The organism is Streptomyces tendae (assembly GCF_008632955.1).
Lineage (GTDB): Bacteria > Actinomycetota > Actinomycetes > Streptomycetales > Streptomycetaceae > Streptomyces.
The window spans coordinates 4,275,910-4,302,153 of record NZ_CP043959.1 but is presented as its reverse complement, the minus strand read 5'-3'; the positions used below and the strand labels follow the sequence as shown (position 1 = coordinate 4,302,153).

General features: G+C 72.5%; 24 protein-coding genes. 18 read left to right on the top strand and 6 right to left on the bottom strand.

Translation table 11 applies throughout. The features are described from left to right. The 11 genes from F3L20_RS19730 to F3L20_RS19680 all read left to right on the top strand — a co-directional run bounded on the left by F3L20_RS19730 (position 1) and on the right by F3L20_RS19680 (position 11,535). Positions 1 to 939: a carbohydrate ABC transporter permease gene (locus tag F3L20_RS19730; protein ID WP_150155493.1), complete on the top strand. Its 939-nt coding sequence runs from the start codon at positions 1 to 3 to the stop codon at positions 937 to 939. Beyond that, complete coding sequence (locus F3L20_RS19725; RefSeq protein WP_150155492.1) at positions 939 to 1,793, top strand: carbohydrate ABC transporter permease; 855 nt, start codon at positions 939 to 941, stop codon at positions 1,791 to 1,793. Before F3L20_RS19730 ends, F3L20_RS19725 begins: the two co-directional genes overlap by 1 nt. Then, on the top strand, positions 1,790 to 3,886 hold the full coding sequence (locus F3L20_RS19720) for an alpha-galactosidase (protein ID WP_150155491.1): 2,097 nt from the start codon (positions 1,790 to 1,792) through the stop codon (positions 3,884 to 3,886). The genes F3L20_RS19725 and F3L20_RS19720 overlap by 4 nt, the downstream gene beginning before the upstream one ends. A 76-nt stretch (positions 3,887 to 3,962) precedes the next feature. After that, positions 3,963 to 4,736 carry an SDR family NAD(P)-dependent oxidoreductase gene (locus F3L20_RS19715; protein ID WP_150155490.1) on the top strand — a complete coding sequence of 258 codons (774 nt, stop codon included), beginning with the start codon at positions 3,963 to 3,965 and terminating at the stop codon, positions 4,734 to 4,736. Positions 4,737 to 4,776: 40 nt separating this feature from the next. After that, on the top strand, positions 4,777 to 5,514 hold the full coding sequence (locus tag F3L20_RS19710; RefSeq protein WP_145828198.1) for a FadR/GntR family transcriptional regulator: 738 nt from the start codon (positions 4,777 to 4,779) through the stop codon (positions 5,512 to 5,514). Beyond that, a complete protein-coding gene (gene dgoD, locus F3L20_RS19705; protein ID WP_150155489.1) occupies positions 5,511 to 6,656 on the top strand; it encodes a galactonate dehydratase in 1,146 nt (381 codons plus the stop codon). Before F3L20_RS19710 ends, dgoD begins: the two co-directional genes overlap by 4 nt. A 2-nt stretch (positions 6,657 to 6,658) precedes the next feature. Further along, positions 6,659 to 7,489, top strand: a complete 831-nt coding sequence (locus F3L20_RS19700; RefSeq protein ID WP_150155488.1) for a hypothetical protein — start codon at positions 6,659 to 6,661, stop codon at positions 7,487 to 7,489. Between the two features lie 66 nt (positions 7,490 to 7,555). After that, positions 7,556 to 8,188 carry a bifunctional 4-hydroxy-2-oxoglutarate aldolase/2-dehydro-3-deoxy-phosphogluconate aldolase gene (locus tag F3L20_RS19695; RefSeq protein WP_150155487.1) on the top strand — a complete coding sequence of 211 codons (633 nt, stop codon included), beginning with the start codon at positions 7,556 to 7,558 and terminating at the stop codon, positions 8,186 to 8,188. Continuing rightward, positions 8,185 to 9,060: an SMP-30/gluconolactonase/LRE family protein gene (locus tag F3L20_RS19690; protein WP_150155486.1), complete on the top strand. Its 876-nt coding sequence runs from the start codon at positions 8,185 to 8,187 to the stop codon at positions 9,058 to 9,060. Before F3L20_RS19695 ends, F3L20_RS19690 begins: the two co-directional genes overlap by 4 nt. Further along, a complete protein-coding gene (locus F3L20_RS19685) occupies positions 9,057 to 10,037 on the top strand; it encodes a sugar kinase (RefSeq protein ID WP_150155485.1) in 981 nt (326 codons plus the stop codon). The genes F3L20_RS19690 and F3L20_RS19685 overlap by 4 nt, the downstream gene beginning before the upstream one ends. Positions 10,038 to 10,308: 271 nt before the next feature. Then, positions 10,309 to 11,535: an erythromycin esterase family protein gene (locus tag F3L20_RS19680; protein ID WP_150155484.1), complete on the top strand. Its 1,227-nt coding sequence runs from the start codon at positions 10,309 to 10,311 to the stop codon at positions 11,533 to 11,535. Between the two features lie 13 nt (positions 11,536 to 11,548). Here F3L20_RS19680 and F3L20_RS19675 read toward each other — a convergent pair whose 3' ends face one another. From F3L20_RS19675 to F3L20_RS19665, 3 genes are all read right to left on the bottom strand, one after another. Next, positions 11,549 to 12,091, bottom strand: coding sequence for a hypothetical protein (locus tag F3L20_RS19675; protein ID WP_150155483.1), 543 nt, complete (start codon positions 12,089 to 12,091; stop codon positions 11,549 to 11,551). A 94-nt stretch (positions 12,092 to 12,185) separates the two neighbouring features. Further along, positions 12,186 to 14,420 (bottom strand): alpha/beta fold hydrolase, encoded by a 2,235-nt coding sequence (locus F3L20_RS19670; protein ID WP_240810709.1) that lies wholly within the window; start codon positions 14,418 to 14,420, stop codon positions 12,186 to 12,188. Between the two features lie 439 nt (positions 14,421 to 14,859). Beyond that, the gene (locus tag F3L20_RS19665; RefSeq protein WP_150155481.1) at positions 14,860 to 15,963 is read right to left on the bottom strand and encodes an FAD-dependent monooxygenase; all 1,104 of its coding nucleotides are present in this window, start codon (positions 15,961 to 15,963) and stop codon (positions 14,860 to 14,862) included. Between the two features lie 527 nt (positions 15,964 to 16,490). On the opposite strand from F3L20_RS19665, the gene F3L20_RS19660 reads away from it, so the two are divergent. Next, positions 16,491 to 17,336: an MBL fold metallo-hydrolase gene (locus tag F3L20_RS19660; RefSeq protein WP_150155480.1), complete on the top strand. Its 846-nt coding sequence runs from the start codon at positions 16,491 to 16,493 to the stop codon at positions 17,334 to 17,336. A 33-nt stretch (positions 17,337 to 17,369) separates the two neighbouring features. Here F3L20_RS19660 and F3L20_RS19655 read toward each other — a convergent pair whose 3' ends face one another. Further along, the gene (locus F3L20_RS19655; protein ID WP_150155479.1) at positions 17,370 to 18,035 is read right to left on the bottom strand and encodes a TetR/AcrR family transcriptional regulator; all 666 of its coding nucleotides are present in this window, start codon (positions 18,033 to 18,035) and stop codon (positions 17,370 to 17,372) included. A 98-nt stretch (positions 18,036 to 18,133) separates the two neighbouring features. Between F3L20_RS19655 and F3L20_RS19650 the strand changes: the two genes are divergently transcribed. Continuing rightward, positions 18,134 to 19,036, top strand: coding sequence for an SDR family NAD(P)-dependent oxidoreductase (locus F3L20_RS19650; protein WP_150155478.1), 903 nt, complete (start codon positions 18,134 to 18,136; stop codon positions 19,034 to 19,036). 14 nt (positions 19,037 to 19,050) lie between these two features. Here F3L20_RS19650 and F3L20_RS19645 read toward each other — a convergent pair whose 3' ends face one another. Next, entirely contained in the window at positions 19,051 to 20,148 is a 1,098-nt protein-coding gene (locus tag F3L20_RS19645; protein WP_150155477.1) for a serine hydrolase domain-containing protein, read from the bottom strand. Further along, a complete protein-coding gene (locus F3L20_RS19640; protein ID WP_150155476.1) occupies positions 20,145 to 20,981 on the bottom strand; it encodes an IclR family transcriptional regulator in 837 nt (278 codons plus the stop codon). Before F3L20_RS19640 ends, F3L20_RS19645 begins: the two co-directional genes overlap by 4 nt. 54 nt (positions 20,982 to 21,035) lie before the next feature. Here F3L20_RS19640 and F3L20_RS19635 point away from each other — a divergent pair, with 54 nt between their 5' ends. From F3L20_RS19635 to F3L20_RS19615, 5 genes are read left to right on the top strand one after another with little or no spacing between them, the layout of a single operon-like run. Continuing rightward, entirely contained in the window at positions 21,036 to 22,613 is a 1,578-nt protein-coding gene (locus F3L20_RS19635; protein WP_167534560.1) for an ABC transporter substrate-binding protein, read from the top strand. Further along, positions 22,610 to 23,602: an ABC transporter permease gene (locus F3L20_RS19630; RefSeq protein WP_150155475.1), complete on the top strand. Its 993-nt coding sequence runs from the start codon at positions 22,610 to 22,612 to the stop codon at positions 23,600 to 23,602. The genes F3L20_RS19635 and F3L20_RS19630 overlap by 4 nt, the downstream gene beginning before the upstream one ends. Continuing rightward, positions 23,599 to 24,519: an ABC transporter permease gene (locus F3L20_RS19625; RefSeq protein ID WP_167534559.1), complete on the top strand. Its 921-nt coding sequence runs from the start codon at positions 23,599 to 23,601 to the stop codon at positions 24,517 to 24,519. Before F3L20_RS19630 ends, F3L20_RS19625 begins: the two co-directional genes overlap by 4 nt. Then, a complete protein-coding gene (locus F3L20_RS19620; RefSeq protein ID WP_150155474.1) occupies positions 24,516 to 25,361 on the top strand; it encodes an ATP-binding cassette domain-containing protein in 846 nt (281 codons plus the stop codon). Before F3L20_RS19625 ends, F3L20_RS19620 begins: the two co-directional genes overlap by 4 nt. Further along, positions 25,358 to 26,242, top strand: coding sequence for an ATP-binding cassette domain-containing protein (locus F3L20_RS19615; RefSeq protein ID WP_150155473.1), 885 nt, complete (start codon positions 25,358 to 25,360; stop codon positions 26,240 to 26,242). Before F3L20_RS19620 ends, F3L20_RS19615 begins: the two co-directional genes overlap by 4 nt. Positions 26,243 to 26,244 lie beyond the last annotated feature (2 nt).

The window sequence follows — 26,244 nt, the reverse complement described above, 5'->3', positions numbered from 1 at the left end:
GTGGCCGTGCTGACCCCGACCAAGAGCACCTCCCCGGCCCCCGCGCCGCCCCGCGGCAAGCGGGGCCGGGGGGCCGCCCGCCGCACACCCCCGCTGGTGCTCGCCTTCGTCCTGATCCCGCTGCTCGCCGAGGCCCTGTGGGTGTTCTGGCCCGCGCTCCAGGGCTTCTACCTGGCCCTGACCGACTGGGACGGCGTGTCCGCGCCCACCTTCGTCGGCCTGGACAACTTCCGGGAGATGGCGGGCGACGACACCTTCCGCAGCGCGACCTGGCACACCGTGCTCTGGCTGGTCCTCTTCGGCGGACTGTCCGCGGTCCTGGGCCTGGCCACCGCGCTGCTGCTCCAGCAGGAGCGCCGCGGCATCGGCTTCTACCGGGCCGCCCTGTTCCTGCCCGTGGTCTTCTCCCTGGTCGCCACCGCCCTCGTCTGGCAGGCGATCTACCAGCCCGACGGCGTCCTCAACCAGGTCCTCTCGTCGGTGGGACTGGACAGTCTGCGCCACGCCTGGCTCGCCGACCAGGACACCGCCCTCTACGCGGTGATCGTGCCCGCCCTCTGGCGCCAGATCGGTTACGTGATGGTGCTGTACCTGGCCGGTCTCAAGGGCATCGACCCCGCCCTGTACGAGGCCGCCAAGGTCGACGGCGCCGGCCCCTGGCAGCGCTTCCGGCACGTCACCCTGCCCCAGCTGCGCAGCGTCAACGCCGTCGTCCTGTCCGTCATCGTCATCGACTCGCTGCGTTCCTTCGACGTCGTGTGGTCGCTGACCCGCGGCGGCCCCTACCACTCGTCCGAGCTGCTGAGCACCTACATGTACTCCACCGCCTTCCAGTCCCTGCGCCTCGGCTACGGATCCGCCCTGGCCGTCGTCATCTTCGTCCTCGCCTTCGGCGTCATCGCCTCCTATCTCGTCCGCGCCTTCCGGGAGGCCGACTGATGGCGACCCCACCCACCCCGTCGGCGCCGCTGCGCCGGCGTGCCGCCACCGCCGGGTTCCACCTCGGCGCGGGAACACTGGCCGTGCTGTGGCTGCTGCCCATCGCCCTGGTCCTGGTGACCAGCGCGCGCACCTTCGACGACATCGCCGCCCACGGCTTGGGCAGTTGGCCGCACTCCTTCACCCTCGACAACTTCACCCAGGCCTGGGTCGACGGCGGCCAGCAGCGCGCGCTGATCAACAGCCTGCTGGTCACGATCCCGGCCGTGCTGGCGACCCTGGCACTCGCCGCCATGGCCGCCTTCGCCCTCAGCCGTTACGAACTGCCCTTCAGGCGATCGGTGTTGCTGCTCATGCTCGGCGGCAACCTGCTCCCGCCGCAGATCCTGCTCATCCCGGTGTCCAAGCTCAGCGAAATGATGGGCGTCTACGACACCCTGCCCGCCCTGATCGGCGTGCAGATCGGCTTCGGTGTCGGCTTCTACGTCTTCGTCCTGCACGGTTTCATGCGTGCCATACCCGCAGAGATCCAGCAGGCGGCCGTCGTCGACGGCGCCGGGCCCTGGCAGATCTTCTGGCGGATCATCCTGCCGCTCACCCGCCCCGCCCTGGCCGCCCTCAGCGCCCTGTCCTTCACCTGGATCTTCAACGACCTGCTGTGGGCCATCACGGTGCTGCGCAGCGACACCAAGATGCCCATCACCGCCGCCCTCATCGGACTCCAGGGCCAGTACGTCTCCATGTGGAACGTCATCGCCGCCGGATCCGTCATCGCCGCCGCGCCCACCGTCGCCGTGTTCCTGCGCTTCCAGCGGCACTTCGTGGCCGGCCTCAACCTCGGAGCGGTCAAGTGACCGAACAACGCTGGACCTTGCGCACCGACCGTACGAGCTACACCGTCCGGCTCTCCCCGGACGGCCCGTGGGCCGAACTCGACGCCTGGGGCCCGCACGGCTGCGAGGACGGCCCGTCCGCCCTCGACTGGTCCCGGCGCACCCACTTCCTCACCCCCGCCGACGCGGCACCGGCCGAGTATCTGCCGTACGGGATGCGCCCGTTCACCGGGTCCGACCTCGTGGCCTCCCGCCCCGGCGGTGAGCGCGGGGTGTGGTGGGAGTTCTCCGGCGCCGAAGAGGGGGAGGGCTCGCTGCGGCTGGCCTTCACCGACAACGTCCTCGGACTGCGCACGGTCCTGTGCTACGCCACCGTCCCGGGCACCGACGTCGTACTGCGCTGGACCGAGCACACGTGCACCGGTGACGAGCCGCTGCGCCTGGAGCGCTTCGACTCGGCCGCCGTCAACGTCCCCGCGGCCGACGGGGTGCGACTGACCTACCTCACCGGCCAGTGGTCGCAGGAGTTCCAGCTCACTCAGCTCGACCTGACCCGGGGCACGTTCACCATGGGCAGCGTCCAGGGAGTGCCCGGACACGCCTACGCGCCCTGGCTCGCCGTGCAGGACCGCACCGCACCGCAGGACGGCCCGGCACCCGCGTACGGCGTGGCCCTTGAGTGGCCGGGCAACTGGCACATCACCGCCGAGGCCGAACCGGGCGGAGCCGTCCGCGTCCGCGCCGGACGCGTCCCGCACGAGGGGGCGGTGCCGCTCGCCCCCGGCGACACCCTCACCACCCCCCGGCTGGCGTGCGCGTTCAGCCCCGAGGGACTCGACGGACTGTCCCGCGTCCAGCACCGCTACGAACGCCGGCTCAGCGGTGAACGCCTCCACCGCACCCGCAAGGTGCTCTACAACTCCTGGGAGGCCACCGGCTTCGACGTCGACGCCGCCGGACAGCTCGAACTGGCGGAGGCCGCCGCCGGCATCGGCGCGGAACTCTTCGTCGTCGACGACGGCTGGTTCACCGGACGCGACGACGACACCGGCGGCCTCGGCGACTGGTACCCGGACCCGAAGGCGTTCCCGGAGGGCTTCGACCGGTTCGTGGCGGACGTGCGCGCCCTCGGACTGGACTTCGGCCTGTGGGTGGAGCCCGAGGCGGTCAGCCCGGGCAGCCGCCTGCACGCCGAACACCCCGAGTGGGTGTACCGCATCGAGGACCGCCCCGCCCGCCTGGTCCGCAACCAGCTCCTGCTGGACCTCGGCCGCGCGGACGTGCAGGAATTCGTCACCGGCACCCTCGACCGGCTGCTGACGGCCTACGACATCAGCTACCTCAAGTGGGACATGAACCGCCCGCCCACCGAACGCGGCCGCCCCGGCTCCGGCCCCGCCGACCGGCTCGACCTGGACGCCGCGCACGTCACCGGATACCTCCGCGTCCTCGATCACCTCCGCACGGCTCACCCGCACGTCACCGTCGAGGGCTGCGCGGGCGGCGGCGGACGCGTCGACCACGCCACCCTCGCCCGCACCGACGTCGTCTGGCCCAGCGACAACACCGCCCCCCTGGACCGGCTGCGGATCCAGTTCGGCTTCCTGCACGCCCACGCCCCGCACGTCATGAGCTCCTGGGTCACCGACGCGCCCGGTCTGTTCGACCCGCGCCCGCGCAGCCTCGCCTTCCGCTTCGTCACCGCCCTGTGCGGCGTGCTCGGCATCGGCGCGGACCTGCGCACCTGGGGCCCGGAGCAACGCGCGGAAGCGGCCCGGTGGATCGCCCGCTACAAGGAGGTGCGGGACGTCGTCCACCACGGGGAGGCCCGCCTCCTGGCCACGCCGGACGACCCTGCCTGCGGCATCCAGTACGACGCCCCGGACGGGGACCGCACCGTCGTCGCCGCGTTCGGCACCGGACGGCTCGACGGCGCCCCGCTCGTCCCCGGCCGCCCGGCCAGGCTGCGGCTGCGCGCCCTCGATCCCCACGCCCGCTACCGCGACACACGCACCGGCACCACGTACGGCGGAGCCCATCTGCTCCACTACGGTCTGCCGTTCGCGTGGAGCGCCGGCCACGACGCCGAACTGGTGGTCCTGACACGGCACTAGGCCGGTCCGCCACGTACGTTGCCAGCACACCCCCCGACACCCACCGCCCGAATCCGCGAAGGAGCCCGACCCCACGATGGACCAGCCAGCACGACGTCACGGCACCCGCTACCACGGCCGCACCGCCGTGGTGACCGGAGCCGCCTCCGGCATCGGAGCCGCCACGGCCGAACGCCTGGCGCGGGAAGGAGCCGCCGTCGTGCTCGCCGACGTCGCCGCACCGGCCGGTGAGGCCGTCGCCGCCCGCATCACGGAGGCAGGCGGCCGGGCGGCGTTCGTACGCGCCGACGTCTCCGCCGAGGCCGACTGGGAGCGTGTGCTGGACGTCGCGCACGCCTTCGGCCCGGTCGACCTCCTGGTCGGCAACGCCTACACCGTCGACGTCGCCCCCGCGCACGAACTCACCCTCGACTCCTGGCAGCGGCAGCTGTCCGTCAACGTCACCGGCAGCTTCCTGGGCTTCCGAGCCGTCCTGCCCGACCTGCGGGAACGGCAGGGCGCGGTGGTGCTGACCTCCTCCGTCCACGCCCACGCCGGCATCCCCGGCCACCCCGCCTACGCCGCCTCGAAGGGCGCGCTGCTCTCCCTGTGCGGGCAGCTCGCCGTGGAGTACGGACCCGAGGTGCGTGTCAACGCAGTACTGCCCGGACCGATCCTCACGGCGGCGTGGGACAGGGTCCCCGCCGAGGAGCGCGAACGGAGCGTCGCCGGGACCGCCGCACGCCGCTTCGGCACCCCCGGGGAGGTCGCCGCCGCCATCGCGTTCCTCGGCAGCGACGACGCCTCCTTCATCACCGGCTCGCACCTCCTGGTCGACGGCGGGTGGAGCGTCGTCAAGGCCTCCGCATGACCACCACCGACCGTTCCCCGCAGCAGAAAGGCTCTCCGACATGACGCCCTACGCCCGTCGTGGTGTGCACGGCCAGACCGTGGAAGCCCTGGCCCGCCGTATCCTGGGTGGGGAGATCCCCGAAGGCGCCACGCTCGACCTGGTGGCACTGCAGAGCGAACTCGACGTCAGCCTCACCGCGTTGCGTGAGTCGCTGAAGGTCCTCGCCGCCAAGGGAATGGTCGACGCCCGCCAGAAGCGCGGCACCTTCGTGCGGGCGCGCGGCGACTGGAACCTTCTCGACGCCGACGTGCTGCGCTGGCAGTTCGAGGGCGGCCGGACCACGGAGGCCGACCGCGCGCTGCTGCGCAACCTCGCCGAGGTGCGCGCCATCATCGAACCGGCCGCCGTCCGGCTCGCCGCCGAGCGGCGCACCGCCGACGACCTCGCCGCCCTGGACGACGCCCTGGGGGCGATGGGGGAGGACGACAGCGACGCCGGCCACGCCGTGGAGGCCGACCTCGCCTTCCACCGGGCCCTGCTGAAGTCCACCCACAACGAACTGCTCGAACGCATGGAGATGGTCATCGAGTCGGGCCTCGCCCACCGCGACCGGATCGTGCACAGCTCCCCGCACGGCGAGAACCCCGTGCCGGCCCACCGGGCCGTCCTGGACGCCGTGCGCGAGCAGGACCCCGACGCCGCCGAGGCCGCCATGCGGGCCCTGCTCGACCAGGCCGGCCGCGACCTGGAACGCGTCGACGGCGACGACGAGACGAAAGGCCCCGGCCCGCAGTGAAGATCGCCCGCATAGAAACGTTCCTGGTCCCGCCGCGCTGGCTGTTCTGCCGGGTGGAGACCGACGACGGACTCGTCGGCTGGGGCGAGCCCGTCGTCGAGGGCCGCGCCGAGGTGGTGCGCAGCGCCGTCGACGTCCTGTCCGAACACCTCCTCGGCCAGGATCCGCTGCGCATCCAGGACCACTGGCAGGTGCTGACCAAGGGCGGCTTCTACCGCGGCGGTCCGGTGCTCTCCAGCGCCGTAGCCGGACTCGACCAGGCCCTGTGGGACATCGCCGGCCAGGCCTACGGCGCCCCCGTGCACGCCCTGCTGGGCGGCCCCGTCCGGGACACCGTCCGGGTCTACGCCTGGGTGGGCGGCGACGAACCGGCCGGGCTGCGTGAGCAGATCAGCGCCCAGGTCGAGGCCGGTTTCACGGCGGTGAAGATGAACGCCGCAGGCGCCACCTCCCCGCTCACGACCGCCGCCGAGACCGCGGCCGTGGTCGCCCGGGTGGCCGCCGCCCGCGAGGTCCTGGGTCCGGACCGCGATGTCGCCGTCGACTTCCACGGCCGCTTCACCGCGGCGGCGGCCCGCCGCGTCCTCACCGAACTCGCAGCCCTGCACCCGCTGTTCGTCGAGGAGCCCGTCGTCCCCGAACAGAGCCACCTGCTGCCCGGCCTGGTCGCCGCGAGCCCGGTGCCGCTGGCCACCGGCGAACGTCTCTACTCCCGCGGGGAGTTCCTGCCCGTCCTGAACGCCGGGGTCGCCGTCGCCCAGCCCGACCTCTCCCACGCGGGCGGCATATCCGAGGTGCACCGCATCGCGACCCTCGCGGAAACCTACGGCGCCCTGCTCGCCCCGCACTGTCCGCTCGGCCCGATCGCCCTGGCCGCAAGTCTCCAGGTCGCCTTCGCCACACCGAACTTCCTCATCCAGGAGCAGAGCCGGGGCATCCACTACAACAAGGACGCCGACCTCCTGTCGTACGTCGTCGACCCCGAGCCCTTCCGTTTCGTCGCCGGGAACGCCCTGCGCGGCGACCGCCCCGGCCTCGGCGTGAGCGTCGACGAGGCCGCCGTACGCGCCGCCGACCGCGCCGGACACGCCTGGCGCAACCCCGTGTGGCGTCACGCGGACGGCTCCTTCGCGGAGTGGTGAGCATGCCACGGCCGAGCACGCCACCGAGCATCACCACCGACCTGGAGCGGGGCGGACGCTGGACGTCCCTGAAGGCGGGCGGCCGGGAATGGCTGTGGCGCCGCGAGACACCCGCACGCGCGGCCGTCACCCCGGGAGACGCGTTCGTGGACGCGGGCGGCCTCGAGGAGTGCGTCCCCACCGTCCGCGGCACCCCCGACCACGGGGACGCCTGGACCCGCCGCTGGCACCGGGACGGGGACACCGACCGGGTGGACTGCGAACGCTTCACCCTGACCCGCCGTATCCGGGTCACCGGTGACGTCGCCGAGGCCAACTACACCCTGGCCGCCGACGCCGGCTTCCGGTTCGTCTGGGCGGCCCACGCCCTGCTCGCCCTGTCGGACGGGGCGGTCCTGCACATGACCCCCGGCGCGCCCACCCGCCTCCACCCCGAGGCGGCACCGCTGCTGGCAGAGCCGTGGCCCGCCGGCGCGCCCTGGCGGGAAGGCCCCTGGCCCGCTCCCCACGGACTGCGCCTCGACCGGTTCGGACCGGACGACGGTACGGCGGTCGGCGCGGTCGTGGACACCGACCGCGTCTGCGTCCACGACGGCCCCGCCGACCGGCTCGCCCTGTCCCTCCAGGCCGACGGACAGCCGGCGTCCGTCGCCCTGTGGCGCAATCTCGGCGGCTTCCCCGAGGAACACCCCTACCGCAGCACGGGTGTCGAACCGATGCTGGGGCGGGTCTTCGACCTCGCAGACGCACGCGAGGGCGACGCCGCGCACGTACCGGCGTCGGGCGAGGTCCGCTGGCGCCTCACGCTGACCGCCGACTGCCGCTGCCCCTGAGCCGGGGCGCCCGCCGTCCGCACCCGAGGAACCATTCCCGTACCCCCGACAAGAAGGAATCCCGTCGTGGAACTCCAGGCCGCACTGGCCACCCACCGTCTGGTCGCCATCGTGCGCGGCAGTGACGCCGACGCGGCGCTGGACACGGTCCTGACGCTGGCGGAGGAAGGCGTCGAACTGATCGAGGTGTCACTCACCGGGGCCGACGCCCTGACCGTGATAGCGCGCGCCCGCGCCGCACTGGGCGCCGCCCGCCCCCTGGGTGCCGGCACCGTTCTCACCGCCGCCGACGCCCGCGCCGCCCGTGACGCGGGCGCCGACTTCCTCGTCACCCCCGCCCTCGGTGAGGCGGTCGGCACCGCTCGCGAACTTGAACTGCCCGTACTCGCAGGTGTGTTCACCCCGACCGAGATCGTCGCCGCCCGTTCGCTCGGCGCTACGGCGCTGAAGATCTTCCCCGCGGCCCAGGCCGGGGGACCGGCCTACCTCGCGGCACTGCGCGGTCCCTTCCCGCACGAGCCGCTCGTCCCGGTGGGCGGCGTCGACGAGGAGGCCGCGCGCGCCTACCTGGCCGCCGGTGCCACCGCCGTCGGCGTCGGCTCACCCCTGGTCGGCGACGCGGCCGACGGCGGAAGCCTCACGGCCCTGCGCACCCGCGCCCGCGCGTTCACCGCCGCCGTACGGGAGGCCACCCGGTGACCGGCGTCCTGCGGCCCTCCCGCCCCGACCGGCTGGAACTCGGCGAGGGCATCCGGCACGCCGACGGCCGCATCGTCCTGGTCGACCTCCTCGCCGGCCGCCTGCTCACCGCCCCGGCCGACGACCCCGCGGCCCCGCTGCGCACCCTGGCCGAACTGCCCCACCCGGTGGGTGCCGTGGCCCCCGTGGCCGGCCGCCCGGGCCACTGGATCGCCGCGGCGGGCACCGGCATCTGCCTGCTCGACCCCGACGGCTCGGCCCGCTGGCTGGCACACCCGGAGGGCGAGGGCATGCGCATGAACGACGCCGTCGCCGACCCGGCCGGCCGCTTCTGGGCAGGCAGCATGTCCTACGGCGCCGACCCGGACGCGGGCTCCCTCCACCGCGTGGACCACGACGGCACGGTGCACCGGGTGCTGGACGGCATCACCGTCCCCAACGGACCCGCCTTCACGGCCGACGGCCGCCACATGTACCTGGCCGACAGCGCCCGCGGCGTCGTCCGGCGCCACCCGGTCGACCCCGTGACCGGCACGCTCGGCACTCCGGAGGAGTTCGTGCGGATCGAGGACGGCAGCCCGGACGGCATGACGGTCGACGCCGAGGGCGGGGTCTGGATCGCGGTCTGGGGCACCGGCACCGTCCGCCGCCACCTCCCGGACGGACGCCTCGACACCACGCTGCGCCTGCCGGCCCGCCGGCCCGCCGGAGTGTGCCTCGAAGGCCACACCCTCCACATCACCTCGGCGCGCCTGGGCCTCGACGACCCGGGCCCGCACGACGGAGCCCTGTTCAGCACCCGTGTCGCCGTCCCCGGCACACCGGCCGCCCCCTACCGGCCCACGCCCTCCCTCCTCGCGGAGCCGGCATGACCGACACCCCGCTGCCCGCCGAGGGCCGAGTGGTCTGCGTGGGCGAGACCATGGCCGCCCTGACCCCCGACCCGCCCGAGCCCCTGGAACACGCCGACCGGCTGAGGCTCGCCGTGGCCGGAGCGGAGTCCAACGTCGCCATGTACCTCGCCGGCCACGGCATTCCGGCCGTATGGCTCTCCGCGGTCGGCGACGACCCCCTGGGCCGCCGCGTCCTCGCCGCCGTGGCCTCCGCGGGCGTCGACGTCTCGTACGTACGGACCGACCCCCGGCGCCCGACCGGTCTGATGGTGAAGGACCCCGGCCCCGACGGCACCCGCGTCCACTACTACCGGTCCCGCTCGGCCGCCTCGGCCCTCGGCCCCGACCTGCTCGACCGGGAACCGGTGAGCACCGCCCGGCTGCTGCACTTCACCGGCATCACCCCCGCCCTCTCCGCGTCCTGCCGCGCCCTCATGGCCCGGGCCCTCGACACGCCCTCCGACGCCCGCCCCTACGCCATCAGCTTCGACGTCAACCACCGCGCCGCCCTGTGGCCGGACGGCACGGCCGCACCCGTCCTCCAGCGCCTGGCGAACCGGGCGGACATCGTCTTCGTCGGCCTGGACGAGGCACAGACACTGTGGGGCGCGGACCTCACCACCGAGGACGTACGGACCCTGCTGCCCGGCCCGGGGACCGTCGTAATCAAGGACGGCGCCAGGTCCGCCACGGCCTTCACGGCCGACGGCCCGGCCACGGTCCCCGCACTCCGCACGACGGTGGTGGAACCCGTGGGCGCCGGCGACGCGTTCGCGGCCGGCTTCCTGGCGGGCCTCCTGCGCGGCGAGCCGCTGACGCGCGCCCTGCGCCGCGGCCACATCACCGCGGTCTCGGCCCTCAAGGTCACCGGCGACCACGGACCACTGCCACCCCCGGTGGAGACGGAACACCTGCTCACCCTGCCGGACACGGCGTGGAGGTCACTCACCCGCTGACACGAACAGGCCTCAGCGGGGGACGGTGTCCCTCACGGCGCGCCACAGCGCCAGGGTGCTGTCCGATGACGGCCGGGCGGGGACGAACGAAGTTGTCGTCGACGTCGCGGGCGTGTATGCCGAACATGGTCAACCGGACGCCGTGAGGGACCTGCGGGATATCCTCACGGCCTGCCGGGAGGCCGAGGACGGATCCACGACCGGGTGAAAGGTCGCGGCGCATGACGCGCACGCGCCGGGCCGCCCGCACCCACGGAGGAGAGGCACACCGGTGCCCGACGACATTGCCCGCTGGCTGACCGAGCACGCCCACCCCCTGGGGTCGCTGACGCCCGGCGCGCCGACCCAGGACCTGAAGCCGCTGGGCGAGGCCCTGCACCGGACACGCGTCGTCGGCCTCGGTGAATCCACCCACGGCACCGCCGAGTTCTTCCGGCTCAAGCACCGCATCGTGGATTTCCTGGTGCGCGAGGAGGGATTCACCACGCTCGCCCTGGAGGCCAGCCAGTCCGCCGGCCGTGCCCTCGACGCCTACGTACGGCACGGCATCGGCGATCCCGAACACCTCGTCGGAAAGCTGGGCTTCTGGACCTGGCGCACCCGGGAAATGGTCGACCTGATCGAGTGGCTGCGCGCCCACAACCGCGACCTGCCCGAGGAACGCCGGGTCCGCTTCGTCGGAACGGACCCCCAGCGCTGCGCCGACTCCGTCGAGGCGGTCACCGCCTTCCTGCGACGGGCGGCACCCGAGCGCGTCGGGGACGCCCACGCCCTCGACGTGCTCGCCCACGCCCGCCCCTCCTCGCTGCCCGACCCGCGGCAGGCGTTGATGCGCCAGGCCGAGGAGATCGTCCGCCTCGTCGAGCACCACCGCGAGCGCTCCGGGCCCGGCGAGGGAGCCGACGACGCTCTGGAGCACGCGCGCGTGCTGGTGCGCGCCGCCGACCTGGTGACCCACCCCTTCGACCCCTTCGCCGGCGAGGACAGCGTCTTCGCCGCACGGGATCGCTACCTGGCCGACGCCGTCACGCGCCTCCTGGACGACGACCCAGGAGCGCGGGTCATGATCTGGGCGCACAACGGCCATATCGCCAAGAGCACCTACGGGGAGGGCATTCCGGCCCTCGGCAGCCGACTCCGCGAACGGTACGGCGACGCCTACTACGCCCTGGCACTCTTCTTCGGCAAGGGGGCTTTCCTCGCCCGGCGCGGCGACGACCTCCATGGCTCGCCAGTGCGGCACCGGGTCGGCACCGGCATCCGCAGCATCGAGGCGCGACTCGCGGACGCCGTACGCGGTGACTACTACGCCGACCTGAGGACCGGGCCGGCACCGTGGCTCGACAGTCCGCAGGCGCAGCGCAGTTTCGGCGCGAACGTCCCCCGCTTCGTGTACCGCTTCCACACGGCGCCGCTCGTTCCGGCCCGGGACTACGACGGCTTCGCGTTCGTCGCGCGCTCCACCTGCCCCCACCCGCTGCCCGGCACGGAGGACTGACCGGCCGTCCGCGTCAGGGCCACATCTCCAGTGCGGCGTTGAGGGTCAGCTTCCACATCGGCTCGGCGCCGGTGCCGAAGGCGGTGGCCAGGGCGTAGCCCACGGACGCGTCGTAGGGCTCCGGGGCAGTCCCGGAGCCCGGCCCCTTCTCCTCCCAGTCGGCAGAGACCTTGCGGTCACCGGTGGAGGTGAAGACGCCGAGCCGCCGTCCGTCCCGCAGCAGGCGGCTGGTGCCGAGGGAGTCCGGCACCAGCACGTACCCGCACCGCCGCGCTCCGGACGTGACCTCGACCCGGTACGACCTCGGGGTCAGGAACCCCTTGGCCGGCCGCAGCACCTCCTCGACGCCGTCCACGAACAGGGTGAGCCGAACGGGGTCACGTGTCCCGATCGGCACATGCGTCTCCAGTGGAGTGTCCGGGGCCCGTCGAAGCTCTGCCAGTGGCACCCCACCCCCGCTCACGCTCAAGGTGCCGCGCTCGTGGTCGAGTTCGATGTCGATCACGCCGAAGAAGGGATCCTCCGCGGGCGCGTGCACGAGTGGATCCGTCGGCATCCCTGACTCCCTGCCTCTTCCGGTGGTCACAGGGCCTCAGTGTCCGACGGACACCGACGGGCGATCCTGTTTTCGGCCACGAGAGGTACGGCGCTCAGGCAGGTCGGACGTTGTGGTTGTGGCGGAACAGGTTGGCGGGGTCGTGGCGCCGCTTCACCTCGGCGAGCCTGTCGTACCGCTCCGGCCCGTACACGGCCCGTACGCCGTCGGTGTCCGCGGCCTCGTCCGGCGAGAGGAAGTTCACCATGCCCCGGTCCGCCGCCCACGGCGCCAGCCCGTCCACGACCTTCGCCAGATCCCTCCTCAGGTCGTCCGCCCGGTCGTCACCGCCGACCGCGAAGCCGAAGACGACGAACGGAATGCCCCGCATCGACACCGCGTTGGCGATCCGCGGCTCCCGGTCCAGCGCACCACCGAGCGCCCGGATCTCGAAGTTCGCCAACCGGCAGCCGGAGCCGGGCCCGACGAGCTCCACCAGGGCCTGCGCCGCCTTCTCGGGGAACTCCCGCAGGGCCAGGCTCCGGTCGTAGTACGGCATCGGCTCCACCGGGTCCATGTGGATCTCCCCGACGGCGGTGACGGGCTTCTCTCCGACCGCGTCGAGGAGGACCGGCGCCGCCGCGCGGAGCGGGGCCACGAGCCTCTCGCCGTCGGCGGCGGACCCCAGGTAGCCGATCCGCACGTGCACGACGAACGCGCCTCGCAGGGGCGGGGGCAGCGCCGGCAGGTCGGGAAGCCGCTGGACACCGAGGGACGTCGTCATCTCCTCCGGCACGGTCGGCAGCCACGACCGCCAGGCCTCCAGCACCGCGGCCAGGTCCTCGCCGGCGAAGTAGATGCCGCCGCCGTAGAAGCGGGTCACGGGGAAGACGTCGAACTCGATCTCGGTCACGACACCGAAGTTGCCCTTCCCTCCGAGCAGCGCCCAGAACAGGTCCGGCTCGTTGTCCGGTGCCACCGTGCGCAGTTCGCCGTCCGCCGTCACCACGTTCATGCGGCGCACATGGTCGGCCGCGTATCCGTGGGTCCGGCCGAGCAGCGGACTCTGGCCTCCTCCGAGGGTGTACCCCACCACCCCGACCTCGGGGGCGGAACCCGCGACGGGAGTGAGGCCGGCGTCCGCCGTGCGCGGCAGTACCTCGCTCCAGCGCAGACCGGCCTCGGCACTGACGGTGCGCCGGTCCCCGTTGACCGTCAGACGCTTCATCCGTTCCGTCGTGATGAGCACCGCGTCCTCCGCCGGCGACACGAACTGGTGCCCCGAGGACTTCACCGCGATCGGCATGCCCCGGCCGGCGGCGAACCGCACCGCCGCCCGGACGTCGTCCTCACAGGCGGCCCCCACGACGAGGGCCGGCCGGAAGGAGAGGTTGAGGTTGAACGTGGCGCACTCGGCGGCGTACTCGTCCGTGCCGGGCATGAGCACCGGGCCGGAGAGTCCCCGCAGTTCCTCAGGTACGGCGTCCCCGGTACGGGGCTCCGCATCCGTCCGCGTGGACTCAACGAAGCCGCGCACGGCCCGCGCGAACGCCTCGGGTTCCTCGACGTGGCCGAGGTGCCCGCTGTCCTCCAGCACGGCCAGCCGGGACCCGGGTATCAGCGTGTGGAGTTCCTCGGCCCATCGCGGCCCGCAGATCACGTCGTGGCGGCCGACCAGGACCAGCGTGGGAACGGTGAGGTTGGGCAGGGCGTCCCTGTCGTCGATGACGTCGGGTTCTCCCGTCTCGTGCTGCGTCGAGACGTAGGTGCAGGTGACCGTGGAGCGGAACGCGCGGAACTCGTCCTCGCGGTCCCAGTACCGAGCGAAGTAGACCGGCAGCAGACCGCGCAGGGCCGCGGTGACGGAGGCGTCGTCGGTGCTGGATCCGACGGCCTGCAGGGCGGCGAGCGCCGAGGGAAGCTCCGGTCGGCCTTGGTTCCGCCGGACGAACGCGTCCACTCTGGCGGCGGCCTCCGCCATGTGCTCGGGACCCGTCACGGGAGCGCTTTCGTACAGCACCAGGCCGTGCAGCCGGTCGGGGTGGTGCAGCGCGAAGTGCTGCGCGACGAAACCGCCGTGGGAGTGGCCGAGCAGGAAGACGCGGGGGAGTGCCAGCCGGTCGAGCAGCCCGGTCAGGCTGCGGGTGTAGCGCTCGCGGGTGTAGCCGTGCGGGTGCGAGGCGAGGCGCTGCGAGTCGCCGGTGCCCAGCGGTTCCACGTAGACCATGGTCAGGAACTCCTCGAGTTCCGGTGTCCGCAGGGATGCCCAGTCGACACCCGGGCCACCGGGCACGGCCAGGCAGACCGGGCCCGATCCGTGGACGTGGTAGCGCTGGGTGAGGCCGTCCACGTCCACTTGGTGAGGGCCCGGGGTCAGGTGACCGGCCGTCGCGTTGCTCACAGATTGCTCCAGGGGTGACTGTTCGGTCCCTTGAGGAGACGCGACCGATGTCGGCGGGCCACTCGAGGGAGATCGGAATGCTCGGTTTCCAAGGGCTGGCGGTGCGCGCCGAGTCCGCGTGTGGCGGTCACGGCCGCGCGGACGGCACGCGGCGGCGGATGTGCACGGATCGAGTGAACGATGCTGGTGGGATCGCCCGCGTCCGGCAGCCTCCGGTCGGGCACCGCGAGGCGCTCGCGCTCTCATTGTGTGGCCTCGGCCACCCCCGTGTCCATGTGATAGATGTCATATATAATCTATACGGTCGCTTGCCGGCCGCGGGCAGAGGTGCCCTCCGGCAGGCGGCTGTTCCCGGTCGCCGACGCGGTGTCAGGTAGGCGCGGGGAGGTCAGGGCTGGGCGTGCAGGGGGGCGTGGTTGGCCTTGAAGAGACGCTCACCGGCCCGGCGGAGGGTGAGGTTGCGCAGCGGCGTCGGCAGATTGCGTGCCTTGTCGCGGCGGTGGTTCTGCGCCACGACCCAGGCGACCCGGCCGGCCCGCCGGGCCTGGAAGGAGGTGAGGGCCGCCGTGACATCAGGCGCGTCGGCCAGTGTGCCGGCGAGGACCACGGCATCTTCGAGTGCCATCGCGCCGCCCTGGGCCATGCTCGGGGAGAAGGCGTGAGCGGCATCGCCTACGAGGACGGCGCCGGGGCGCGTCCACACCGTGTTCTCGCTCTCCTGCAGCGCGGCGAAGTACGCGTCCTCACCCTGCTCCAGGAGACGGGACACCGGTCCGCCGAAGTCGGCGAAGAGCGTGCGCCAGTCGCCGGCCGGGGCCGCGGCGACGGGGCTGTTGATGTCGGCGTAGCAGTAGACGCGGCCGCCGCCGAGCTGCACCGTCAGGAACGTACGGCCCTTGCTGCCCAGGCGTGCCGTCCAGTCGGTGATCCCGGGTATCCCGGCGTCGTCGGCGATGAACCGCCAGCACAGCTGGCCGAGGAAACGTGGAGCCGGACCGCCGAAGAGGGAGCGCCGCACGGCGGAGTTGACGCCGTCCGCACCCACCACCAGGTCGTACTTCCCTGTGTCGCCGTCCGCGAAGGTCACGGTGCCGTCGTCGTCGACGGAGGTCACCGCGGTGCCGTAGCGGACGACATCGTTGTCAACGGCTCCGCGTAGCACCTCGTGCAGGTCGCTGCGGGTGATCGCCAGGCAGGGGCCGACCTCACCCCAGATGCTGCCCACCTCGAAATCGGCCAGCAGGCGCCCGCGATGGTCCTGGAGCCGCTGCCGGGCCACCGGCTCCGCGCGCTTGGCCACTTCGTCCCCCACGCCGATGCTCCGGAGGGCGCGGACGGCGTTCGCCGGCAGGTAGAGGCCCGCACCGAGGGCCTGTCCGTCGTCGGCGCGCCGCTCGGCGACCTCGACCTGGAGTCCACGGTCCAGCAGGGACTTGGCCAGGGCCAGACCGGAGATTCCGGCGCCGACGATCAACGTACGGGGGTTGCTCACAAGATTTCCTTACCGGTACGGACGGTGTGGTGAGTGCCTCGGCCCCGGTCGGGGGCACGCGGACGCATGGGCGGGAACGCGTGTCGCGCGGACTCCTTCGTCGCAGCGCGCGCGTGGCCACTCACTTGATGGACTGACAGGGCACTAGGGGAGTTGGACCGACGGAGGGCCGAAGGGGGCCTCTTGCGGACGGCAGCCGGCGCACCGCACCCCGTCCCGGAGTCACACTCGCGCGATGCAGGTTCCGGCGTTCCACCCTGTGTGGCTGCTGAGCCGTACGGACGCACAACTCCGCCTGGTGATACTCCCGGAAGAGCGAATCACGCTCCTGGTGTGAGGGGCAACAGGTCGAGGCGTGCACGCACCGGACACATGCCGTCTTCTTACCTTCGGATTGCCCCTCTGTTAGATGACAACAGTAATCTAAATGGCGTGCCGAAGCGCGCCGAGTGGGCGGACGACGGAAACTTGTCCTCCGGGGCGCTGCGCGCATCAGTGATCACCTCCACCGACTCAGGAGAGAACCCATGACAGACCTGAGGTACGACACGCTGCTGGCCCGCCGGGAGGGAGTCGTCCGAGACCTTCCGCAGAGCGCCGAGGAGGGGTCTGATCTGCGCTGGGTGATGAACACGGCGACCTTGATCCTCGGTGAACGGGATGCCGTCCTCGTGGACACCTTCACGACGATCGAGCAGAACGACGAACTGATCGAGTGGATCAAGGGGCACGGACGCACTCTGACGCACATCTACGTCACGCACGGCCACGGCGACCACTTCTACGGCATCGGGCAACTGCTCGACGCGTTCCCCGGGGCGCGGGCGGTGGCCACGGCGGGGACCGTCGCGGGTGCGCGCGTCCAGGCCGGGGACGACTACCGCGACGGCTTCTGGGGCCGCCTCTTCCCCGGGCAGATCCCCCGCCCGGTCGTCCCGGACGAGCTGGAAGGCGACCACATCCTCCTGGAAGGGCACGAGCTGAGGGTGGTCGAGGCGGGTCACACCGACACCAAGGGGAGTACCGTCCTGTGGGCCCCGGACGCCCGGCTCGTGGTCGGCGGCGACGTCGTCTACAACCACACCCACATGTACCTCGCCGAGACCGACGCGGCCTCACGGGTCGAGTGGGTCGCCGCCCTGCGGGCCGTCCAGGACCTCGGCGCCCGGCATGTCGTCGCCGCGCACAAGCACCCCGACCGCGACGACGACCCGGTGATCGTGCAGCAGTCGATCGACTACCTCGCCGACGTCGAGGACACCTTGGCGACCACGTCGAACGCCCTGGAGTTCTACGAGGCGATGCTCGCCCGCCACCCGCACCGCGCCAACCCCGGCTCCCTCTGGGGTGCGGCGAAGGTGTTCAGGCCGTAGGCGAACGCGCGCCGGCGGGCCGGGTGGGGACGTTCAGGTGCGCGGCAGCACACCCAGCAGGGACGAGGTGAAGGAAAGCCGCAGGGCGTCCCGCAGCTCCATGTGGAGCACGCCGAGGTCAGGCTCTTCCGCGTACGCGGCGAGGACGCCGGGCGGCGGCGGGACGTACGTGGACAGGGCGCCCGCCGACGCCAGGCACATCAGGCAGAAGACCTGCGTGTCGTCGCCGAGCTCGGGCACATGGCGGCGCAGCAGCTCGGACATGGTCGCCAGCCTCGCGAGGGAGGCCCGCTTGTGCCGCTTGACCACCTCGACCGAGACGTTGCGCTCGAGAACCCCGCCCTGCGCGCCGAAGAGGTCGCACAATGTCACGCGGTTCGCCAGCGACCGGCTGAGCACCTCGGCCAACTGGCGTGCCCGCACCTCCGGCGCCGCGTCCGCCTCGATGCCCGAGGCCAGCTCGTCCGCCAGCTCCTCGAGCCAGCTCCCCAGGAAGTCGTCCAGCAGTTCGAGCAGGACGGCCTCGCGCGACTCGAAGTACCGCAGGACGTTCGACTTGGCCAGGCCCACCCGTCGGCTCAGCTCGTTGAGGCTGACCTCGGCCACGGGCATCTCGGCGAGCATCGCCGCCGCCGTGTCCAGGATCGCCCGACGGCGAATCGCCCGTTGCTCCTCACTGCGCGCCCGCTGGAAAGTCATGCCCGCAGCCTAACTTAAAGACCGGCGGTCCCTTGACATCGGACCGGTGGTCTCTTACCTTCGCGGGTAACAGACCGATGGTTCTTTAGGGGTGCGTCATGAGTGGCAAGTGGAACGAACAGCACATTCCCGATCAGCGCGGCCGGGTGGCGGTCGTGACCGGGGCCAACACCGGGCTCGGCTTCGAGACCGCCCGGATGCTCGCCGAGCGCGGCGCCCGGGTGATCCTGGCCGTACGGGACGTCGAGAAGGGCAAGCAGGCCGCCGCACGCATCACCGGCGACGTCGCCGTGCAGGCCCTCGACCTGGCCTCCCTGGACTCGGTCCGGTCCGCGGCGGCCGACCTGCGCACGGCCCATCCGCGCATCGACCTGTTGATCAACAACGCCGGCGTGATGTACACGCCGAAGCAGACCACCGCCGACGGCTTCGAGCTGCAGTTCGGCACGAACCACCTCGGCCACTTCGCCCTCACCGGCCTGCTGCTGGACCGCCTCCTCGACGTCCCGGGTTCCCGCGTCGTCACGGTCAGCAGCGCCGGCCACCGCATCCGGGCCGCCATCCACTTCGACGACCTGAACTGGGAGCGCTCGTACAGTCGCATGGGCGCGTACGGACAGGCCAAGCTCGCCAACCTCATGTTCACCTACGAGCTGCAGCGCCGGCTCGCGCCGCACGGCACCACGGTCGCGGTGGCCGCCCATCCCGGCGTGTCCAACACCGAGCTCATCCGCAACTCGCCCGCCGTGCTCCGCGCGCCCGTCGCCCGGCTCGCGCCGCTGCTCACCCAGAAGGCCGCGATGGGAGCCCTGCCCACCCTGCGGGCCGCCACCGACCCGGCGGTGCGGGGCGGCCAGTACTACGGCCCCGGCGGCCGTCTCGAAGTCCGCGGTTACCCGGAGCTGGTCGAGTCCAGCGCGGCCTCCCACGACCGGGACGTCCAGCAGCGTCTGTGGACCGTCTCCGAGGAACTCACCGGTGTGACCTTCCCCGTGCGGTGACGCGAGCGGGCGCGCTACGCCCCGTCCCGGGTCCCGGCACGGCCACCGGCCTGTCCGGTGCCGTGACGGTCCTCGGCGGCGTCCACGGTCATGCGGGCGGCGATGTCGTGGAAGGCCCGGCGCAGGGCGGTGATGCCCTCACCCGTCCTGGCCGGGTGCACGCGGTTGGTGAGGAGCACGGCGTAGCGCCGTGCGGCGGGATCGACCCACAGACTGGTGCCGGTGAAGCCCGTGTGGCCGTAGGAGTCCGGGCCGAACACCTCTCCCGCGGGGGAGTCGACCGGGTCGCGGCCCTGCCAGGCCAGGGCGCGCCGCAGCGCCAGGCCGTCCGTGTGCGGGGCCGTCATCAGGGCGAGCGTCCCGGGGCGCAGCAGGTCCCGGCCGCCGGCGGCGAGGGCGGCGCCGAGGCGCTCCATGTCCGCCAGCGTCGAGAACAGGCCCGCGTGAGCGCCGACCCCGCCGAGCACGACCGCGTTCTCGTCGTGGACCTCGCCCACGACCAGGCGGCGGCGCCAGGGGCAGTCCTCGGTGGCCACCGCCCGGGCCCGGCGGCCGGCGTCCGGCCGGAAGACGGTGTCACGCATGCCGAGCGGGGCGCACACAAGCCGTTCCACCAGCTCGTCCAGCGGTTGCCCGGTGGCCGCCTCGGCGACGAGACCGAGGATGATGAACCCCTGCGAGGAGTACTGGACACGGGTGCCGGGGGCAGCGGTCAGCGGCAACAGACGCACCGCGTCCAGCAGCGCCGCACGGGTGGGATGGTCCCGGTACAGCGGCACCTGCCCGGGGATCCCCGAGGTGTGCGTGAGGAGTTGACGTACGGTCAGATCCGCTTTGTCACCGCCCCGGTAGCCGGGAAGGTACGTGCCCACGGTGTCGTCCAGCCCGAGGGCGCCACGCTCGGCGAGGGCCATGACCGCGAGTCCGGCGATCGGCTTGGTCACCGAGGCGAGGTCCCACACGTCGTCGCCGTCCAGAGGCGGCCCGTCCCAGCTGCGGCTGCCGGTCCAGCCCCGGTCCAGCGGGCCGTGCGCGTGCCCGACGGACCAGGCGGCACCGGAGTAGACCCGCTCCCGCCGTCCCTCCGCGAGCAGTTCGGTCAGGGTGCTCATGCCCCCTCGCCTCCGGTTGTCGGGTCCACGACGCCGAGTGCGGGGGTTCGGGCGCCGAGCCCGGCGGACACCGTGCGCGCGGCGGCCCGCACCATGGGGCCGAAGACCTCCACACTGCCGGGGTCGAGGGTGAAGGACAGTCCGGCGACGCCGATCGCGCCCACGGGCCGGCCCTCGGCGTCCAGCACGGGGGCCGCCACCGACCGCACGTCCGGCTCGTCGTACTCGTCGTCCACCGCGTAACCACGCAGCGCGGCCCGGGCCAGCTCCGCCCGGAGCGCGGCCGGGTCGGTGAGGGTGTTGTGGGTGCGCGCCTCCAGATCCGGTGCGTCGACGACCGCCGCGCTCTCCCCGGCCGGCATCACGGAGAGGATGGCGAGCCCGACACCGCAGGCGTGCAGGGGTGAGCGGTGACCGGGCCGGGTGCTCATCCGGTACTCGCGGGCCGGCTCCGACAGCTCCAGGTACACGGCGTCGCTCCCGTGTCGCGCCGCGTAGAACGCGACATGGCCGGTGCGCAGGCGCAGATCGGCGAGGACGGGCCTGGTGAGTTCCAGGACCCGGCTGTCGCTCAGGGCCGCCGCCGCCAGGCCCAGCAGCCGGGGGCCCGGGCGGTAACTGCCGCCCTCGGCGGGCTCCGCGAAGCCGTGCTCGGCCATCGTCCGCAGATGCCGGTGGACGGTGGGCTTCGTCAGCCCGGTGCGGCGCGCGATCTCCCCCAACCGGTGGGGACCGCCGGGCTGGACGAGCGCTTCGAGCACCTCCATCGCCTTGTCGACGGGGCCCTTCACGAGTTCCTGGTCGCCCGACCGGGTGTTGACCGCTTTCACCATGTCGCTTAGCTTAACCCAACCGCATTCCATCTGACGGAACGGAGGTGTTGTTCAATGGAACGAATTCTTCAGGGGCGCACGATGGACCGCAGCCGTCCCAGCCGACGCCACGTCCTGCGGACCGGTGGTCTGCTGCTCGGGGCCCTCAGCGCCCCGGCGCTCCTGAGCGCGTGCGGCACGACGGCCGCCGCGGACCGGGCCGGCAACGTCCTGCGGGTCTCCCAGCCGGGCGATCCGAAGACGCTGGACCCGCACAAGCAGGGCGACATGGTGTCGATGAACGTCCTGATCAACATGTTCGACACCCTCACCACCCGCGGCCCCGACAACCGGCTGCACCCGAGGCTCGCCCTCTCCTGGAAGGCCACCGACGCCCGGACCTGGCGCTTCGTCCTCCGCCCCGGGGTGACCTTCCACAACGGTGAGGTGTGCGACGCGCGTGCCGTGGCCTCCAGCATCGAGCGCCTGCTCGACCCCGCGACCAAGTCACCGATCGTCGAACTGCGCTTCGTCGAGGGCGTCACCGTCGTCGACCGGCTCACCGTCGACATCCACACCACCGTGCACGACCCCATCCTGCCCGCCAAACTCTCGCTGTTCGGGGGCGTCGTGGTGCCGCCCCGGCACCTCGCCGAGGTGGGCGACGCCGCCTTCGCCGACCACCCCGTCGGCACCGGTCCCTTCACCTTCACGAGCTGGCAGCGCGACCACGAACTGCGGATGCGCGCCCACGCCGGCCACTGGAACGGCCGCCCGGCCGTCGACGGCCTCGTCTTCAGCCCGGCACCCAACGCCTCGTCCTCCCTGGCCGCGCTGCAGAGCGGCGGCGTCGACCTCGTGGCCGGACTCACCCCGGACGCCGCCCAGCAGCTCGACGGCTACGGAGGCATCACCATCGACGGACACACGGGCATCCGCACCGCCTACCTGTCCCTGAACACCCTCGAACGCGGCCCCCTCCAGGACCGCCGGGTACGCCAGGCACTCAACCACGCGATCGATGTCCCGCTGCTCATCAAGGCCGTACTCGGCGGCAAGGCCACGGAGACCCCCGCACTCGTCCCCCGCGGATCCTTCGGCTTCGACCCCACCGTCAAGCCCTTCACACGCTCGGTCGACACCGCACGCAGGCTCCTCGCCGAAGCCGGTCACCCCCACGGCTTCTCCACCACGCTCACCGCCTCCAACGTGGACGCCAACGTCGCCGAGGCCCTGTCCGGACTGCTCGCCAGGGCCGGAGTGGACGCCCGCGTCAACCTGCTCGACCCCGGCACCTACTCCGCGCGGCTCACCTCCGACAACCGGGGGGCGCTCGGCCCCGTCTACCTCGCCGCCAGCACCGTGTGGACGATGGACGGCGCGTCCATCGTCCAGTCCAACGTGCGCAGCGACCGGCGGCAGAGCCGCTGGCACTCGGCGGAGGCCGACCGCCTCATCGACGTCGAGGAACTCTCCGAGGACCCGGCGCGGCGCAAGGCGGCCTTCTCGGACCTGCAACGGCTCATGCGCAGGGAAGCACCCTTCGTCTTCCTCTACCAGACCGACAACATCTTCGCCCGCAACGACCGGCCCCGCTGGACCCCGGGAGCCGCCGGCGTCCTCGCCATGGAGAGCGCGGAGGTGACCCGGTGAGCACCCTCACCCTCGACACACCACCCACACCGGCGGCCACCACCGCCCACCGCCCGGACCGGACGGGACTGCTGCGGGCGGTGCTCAAACGTCTGGCCACCGCCCTGTTCGTGCTGCTGTGCACGGCGACCGTCGCGTTCTTCCTCGTCCGCCTGTCCGGCGACCCCGTGAAGATCCTGCTGCCGCCCGACGCCACGGCCGAACAGGAGCAGGTGCTGCGCCACTCCCTGGGCCTGGACCAGTCCCTGCTCACCCAGTACCTCGACTACCTCTGGGGACTGCTGCACCTCGACTTCGGTGACTCCCTCGTGTACGGGCAGCCGGTGAGCGAGATACTCGCCGACCGGCTGCCGGCCACCGTCGAACTGGCCGCCGCCGCCCTCGCGTTGACCCTCGTCATCGCCGTCCCGGCGGGCATCCTCGCCGCCATGCGCCGCGGCCGGGGAACCGACCACACCGTGATGACCGGCGTCCTGCTCGGCCAGTCCACCCCGCCGTTCTGGGTGGGCATCCTGCTCATCCTGGTCTTCGCCGTCTGGCTGCGCGCCCTGCCCGCCTCCGGATACGGCACGTTCGCCCACCTGATCCTGCCCGCCGTCACCCTCGCCGTGTACTCCGTCGCCGTCGTGGCCCGCCTCCTGCGCTCCTCACTGATCGACGTCCTGTCCTCCGACCACATCCGCAGCGCCCGCGCCAAGGGATTCGGGCCGCTGCAGGTGGTGCTCCGGCACGGAGTACGCAACGCCTCACTGCCGGTGGTGACCGTCGTCGGCCTGGAGGTCGGCAACCTGCTCGGCGGAGCCATCCTCACCGAACGGGTCTTCTCCTGGCCCGGAGTGGGCCAGCTGACCGTCGAGGCGATCTCCAACCGCGACTTCCCGCTCGTCCAGGCCACCGTCCTGTTCTTCGCCGCCACCTTCGTCGTGGTGAACCTGCTCGTCGACCTCTCCTACAGCTTCCTCGACCCGAGGGTGAGGACGTCACGATGACCGTCATGACCCCCGCCGCGCCCGACCGGGCCACGGCGAAGACTCCGTCCGGCCGGTCCGGCTCCCGGGCCGTCGCCCTGCGGGCACTGCTGCGCGACAAACGGGCCGTCGTGGCCCTCGCCGTACTGCTCCTGCTGATCGTCGCCGCCCTGTTCGCGCCGCTGATCGCCCCCTACGACCCCAGCACGCAGAACCTCCTCCTGCGACTGCGGCCCCCCGCCTGGCAGGACGGCGGCAGCAGCGCCCACCTCCTGGGCACCGACCAGCTCGGCCGCGACATGCTCTCGCGCGTCGTCCACGGCGCCCGTGTCTCCCTGCTCGTCGGCGCCGGAGCGGCCTTGCTCGCCGGCGTCGTGGGTACGGCCGTGGGCCTCGCCTCCGGCTACTTCGGCGGCTGGGCGGACCGCACCCTCATGCGGCTCGCCGACGTCCAACTCGCCTTCCCCTCCCTCCTGCTGGCGCTCGCCGTCGTAGGCTTCCTCGGCTCGGGACTGTGGATGGTGATCCTGGTCCTCGGCTTCACCGGCTGGGTCTCCTACGCCCGCGTCGTGCGCTCCGAGGTGATGTCGCTGCGCACCCGCGACTTCGTCACCGAGGCCCGCGCGATCGGCGTCACCGACGTCACCATCATGCGCCGCCACCTGCTGCCCAACGTCATGGCACCGCTGGCCACCATCGGCACACTGCACGTCGCCGCCGCCATCGTCGCCGAGGCCTCCCTCAGCTACCTCGGCCTGGGCGTCCCCAAGGAGACCGTCACCTGGGGCGGCATGCTCGCCGACGGCCAGCTCTACCTCGGCACCTCCTGGTGGGTCGCCGTCTTCCCCGGCATCGCACTGATGCTGACCTCCCTCACCATCAACATCACCGGCGACGCCCTGCGGGACGTCGCGGACCCGAAGGCCTACCGCCGATGACCAACGACCGCACCCCGACCGACCCGTCCCGGCGTCCGGCCAAGGACGAGCCGCTGCTGGAGATCGACGGACTCAGCGTCGACTTCCGGCTGGAGACGTCCGTCGTCCACGCCGTCCAGGACGTCTCCCTGCACGTCCGCGCCGGCGAAACCCTCGCCGTCGTGGGCGAGTCCGGCAGCGGCAAGAGCGCCACCGCGCTGTCCGTCCTGCGTCTCAACCCGAGCCCGCCGTGCGTCTACCCGAGCGGCGAGATCCGCTTCGACGGACGGGACCTGCTGAAACTCTCCGAGAAGGAACTCGGCAAGGTCCGCGGCCGCGACATCGCCATGGTCTTCCAGGACCCGATGACCTGCCTCGACCCGCTCCAGCGCGTCGGCGCCCAGGTGGCCGAGGTTCTCCGGCACCACACCGGCATCTCCCGCGCCGAGGCCAAGGGGGCCGCACTGGCGGCACTCGACGAGGTCGGCATCCCCGACCCGGCCCTGCGCTACCGCCAGTACCCGCACGAACTCTCCGGCGGCCTGCGCCAGCGCGTGATGATCGCGACGGCGCTGGTGGCCCGCCCCCGCGTCCTCATCGCCGACGAGCCCACCACCGCGCTGGACGTCACCGTGCAGCGCCAGATCCTCGACCTCCTCGTCACCCTCCAGCACAAGCACGACATGGCCGTCGTGCTGATCACCCACGATCTCGCGGTCGTCGCCGAGACCGCCGACCGCGTCGTGGTCATGAACCAGGGCAAGGCCGTCGAGACCGGCGACGTCCTCGACGTCTTCGACCGTCCGGCCGACCCCTACACCCGCGGACTTCTGGCGGCCACCCCACGACTGGAGGCGGCATGAGCACCGACACGGCCGACACCACCGGCCCCGCATCCCCGGCCGGGCGGCCACTCCTCGAACTGCGAGGCTTGCGCAAGGAGTTCGGCGGCAGGCGCACCAACGTCGCCGTCGACGACGTGTCACTCGACGTGCACGAGGGCGAGACCCTGGCCCTGGTCGGTGAGTCCGGCTGCGGCAAGACCACCCTCACCCGGCTGCTCCTCGGCCTCCTCGAACCCACCGCCGGGAGCGTGAGCTTCGGCGGGCAGGACCTCGCCACCCTCACCGCGGCCGAACTGCGCGGCACACGGCGGCAGATGCAGGTCGTCCTCCAGGACCCCTACTCCAGCATGAACCCGCGCATGCGCATCACCGACATCGTCGCCGAACCGCTGGTCACCCACGACCCCGAGGCACGTGGCCGGCGCGCCCGCGCCCGGACCAGGCAGCGGGTCGGGGAGCTCCTCGAAGCCGTCGGCCTCGATGCCGGCATCCAGGACCGTTACCCGCACGAGTTCTCCGGCGGCCAGCGCCAGCGCATCTCGATCGCACGGGCCCTGGCACTCCACCCCCGGATGCTCGTCCTCGACGAGCCGACCAGCGCCCTGGACGTCTCCGTGCAGGCGACCGTCCTCGACCTCCTGGCGGACCTGCAACAGCGGCTGGGCCTCACCTACGTCTTCGTCTCGCACAACCTCGCCGTGGTGGCGCAGGTGGCCGACCGGGTCGCGGTGATGAGCCGCGGACGTCTGGTCGAGGTGGGCGAGACGGCAGCGGTACTGCGCACTCCGCGGCACCCCTACACCCGGCAGCTGTTCGACGCCGTACCGGTCCTCGACCCGCGCCGGGGCCGGCGCGCCGCCGCCCGCGCGTCCTCCCCGACGGGCGAAGCGGGCCGATGACC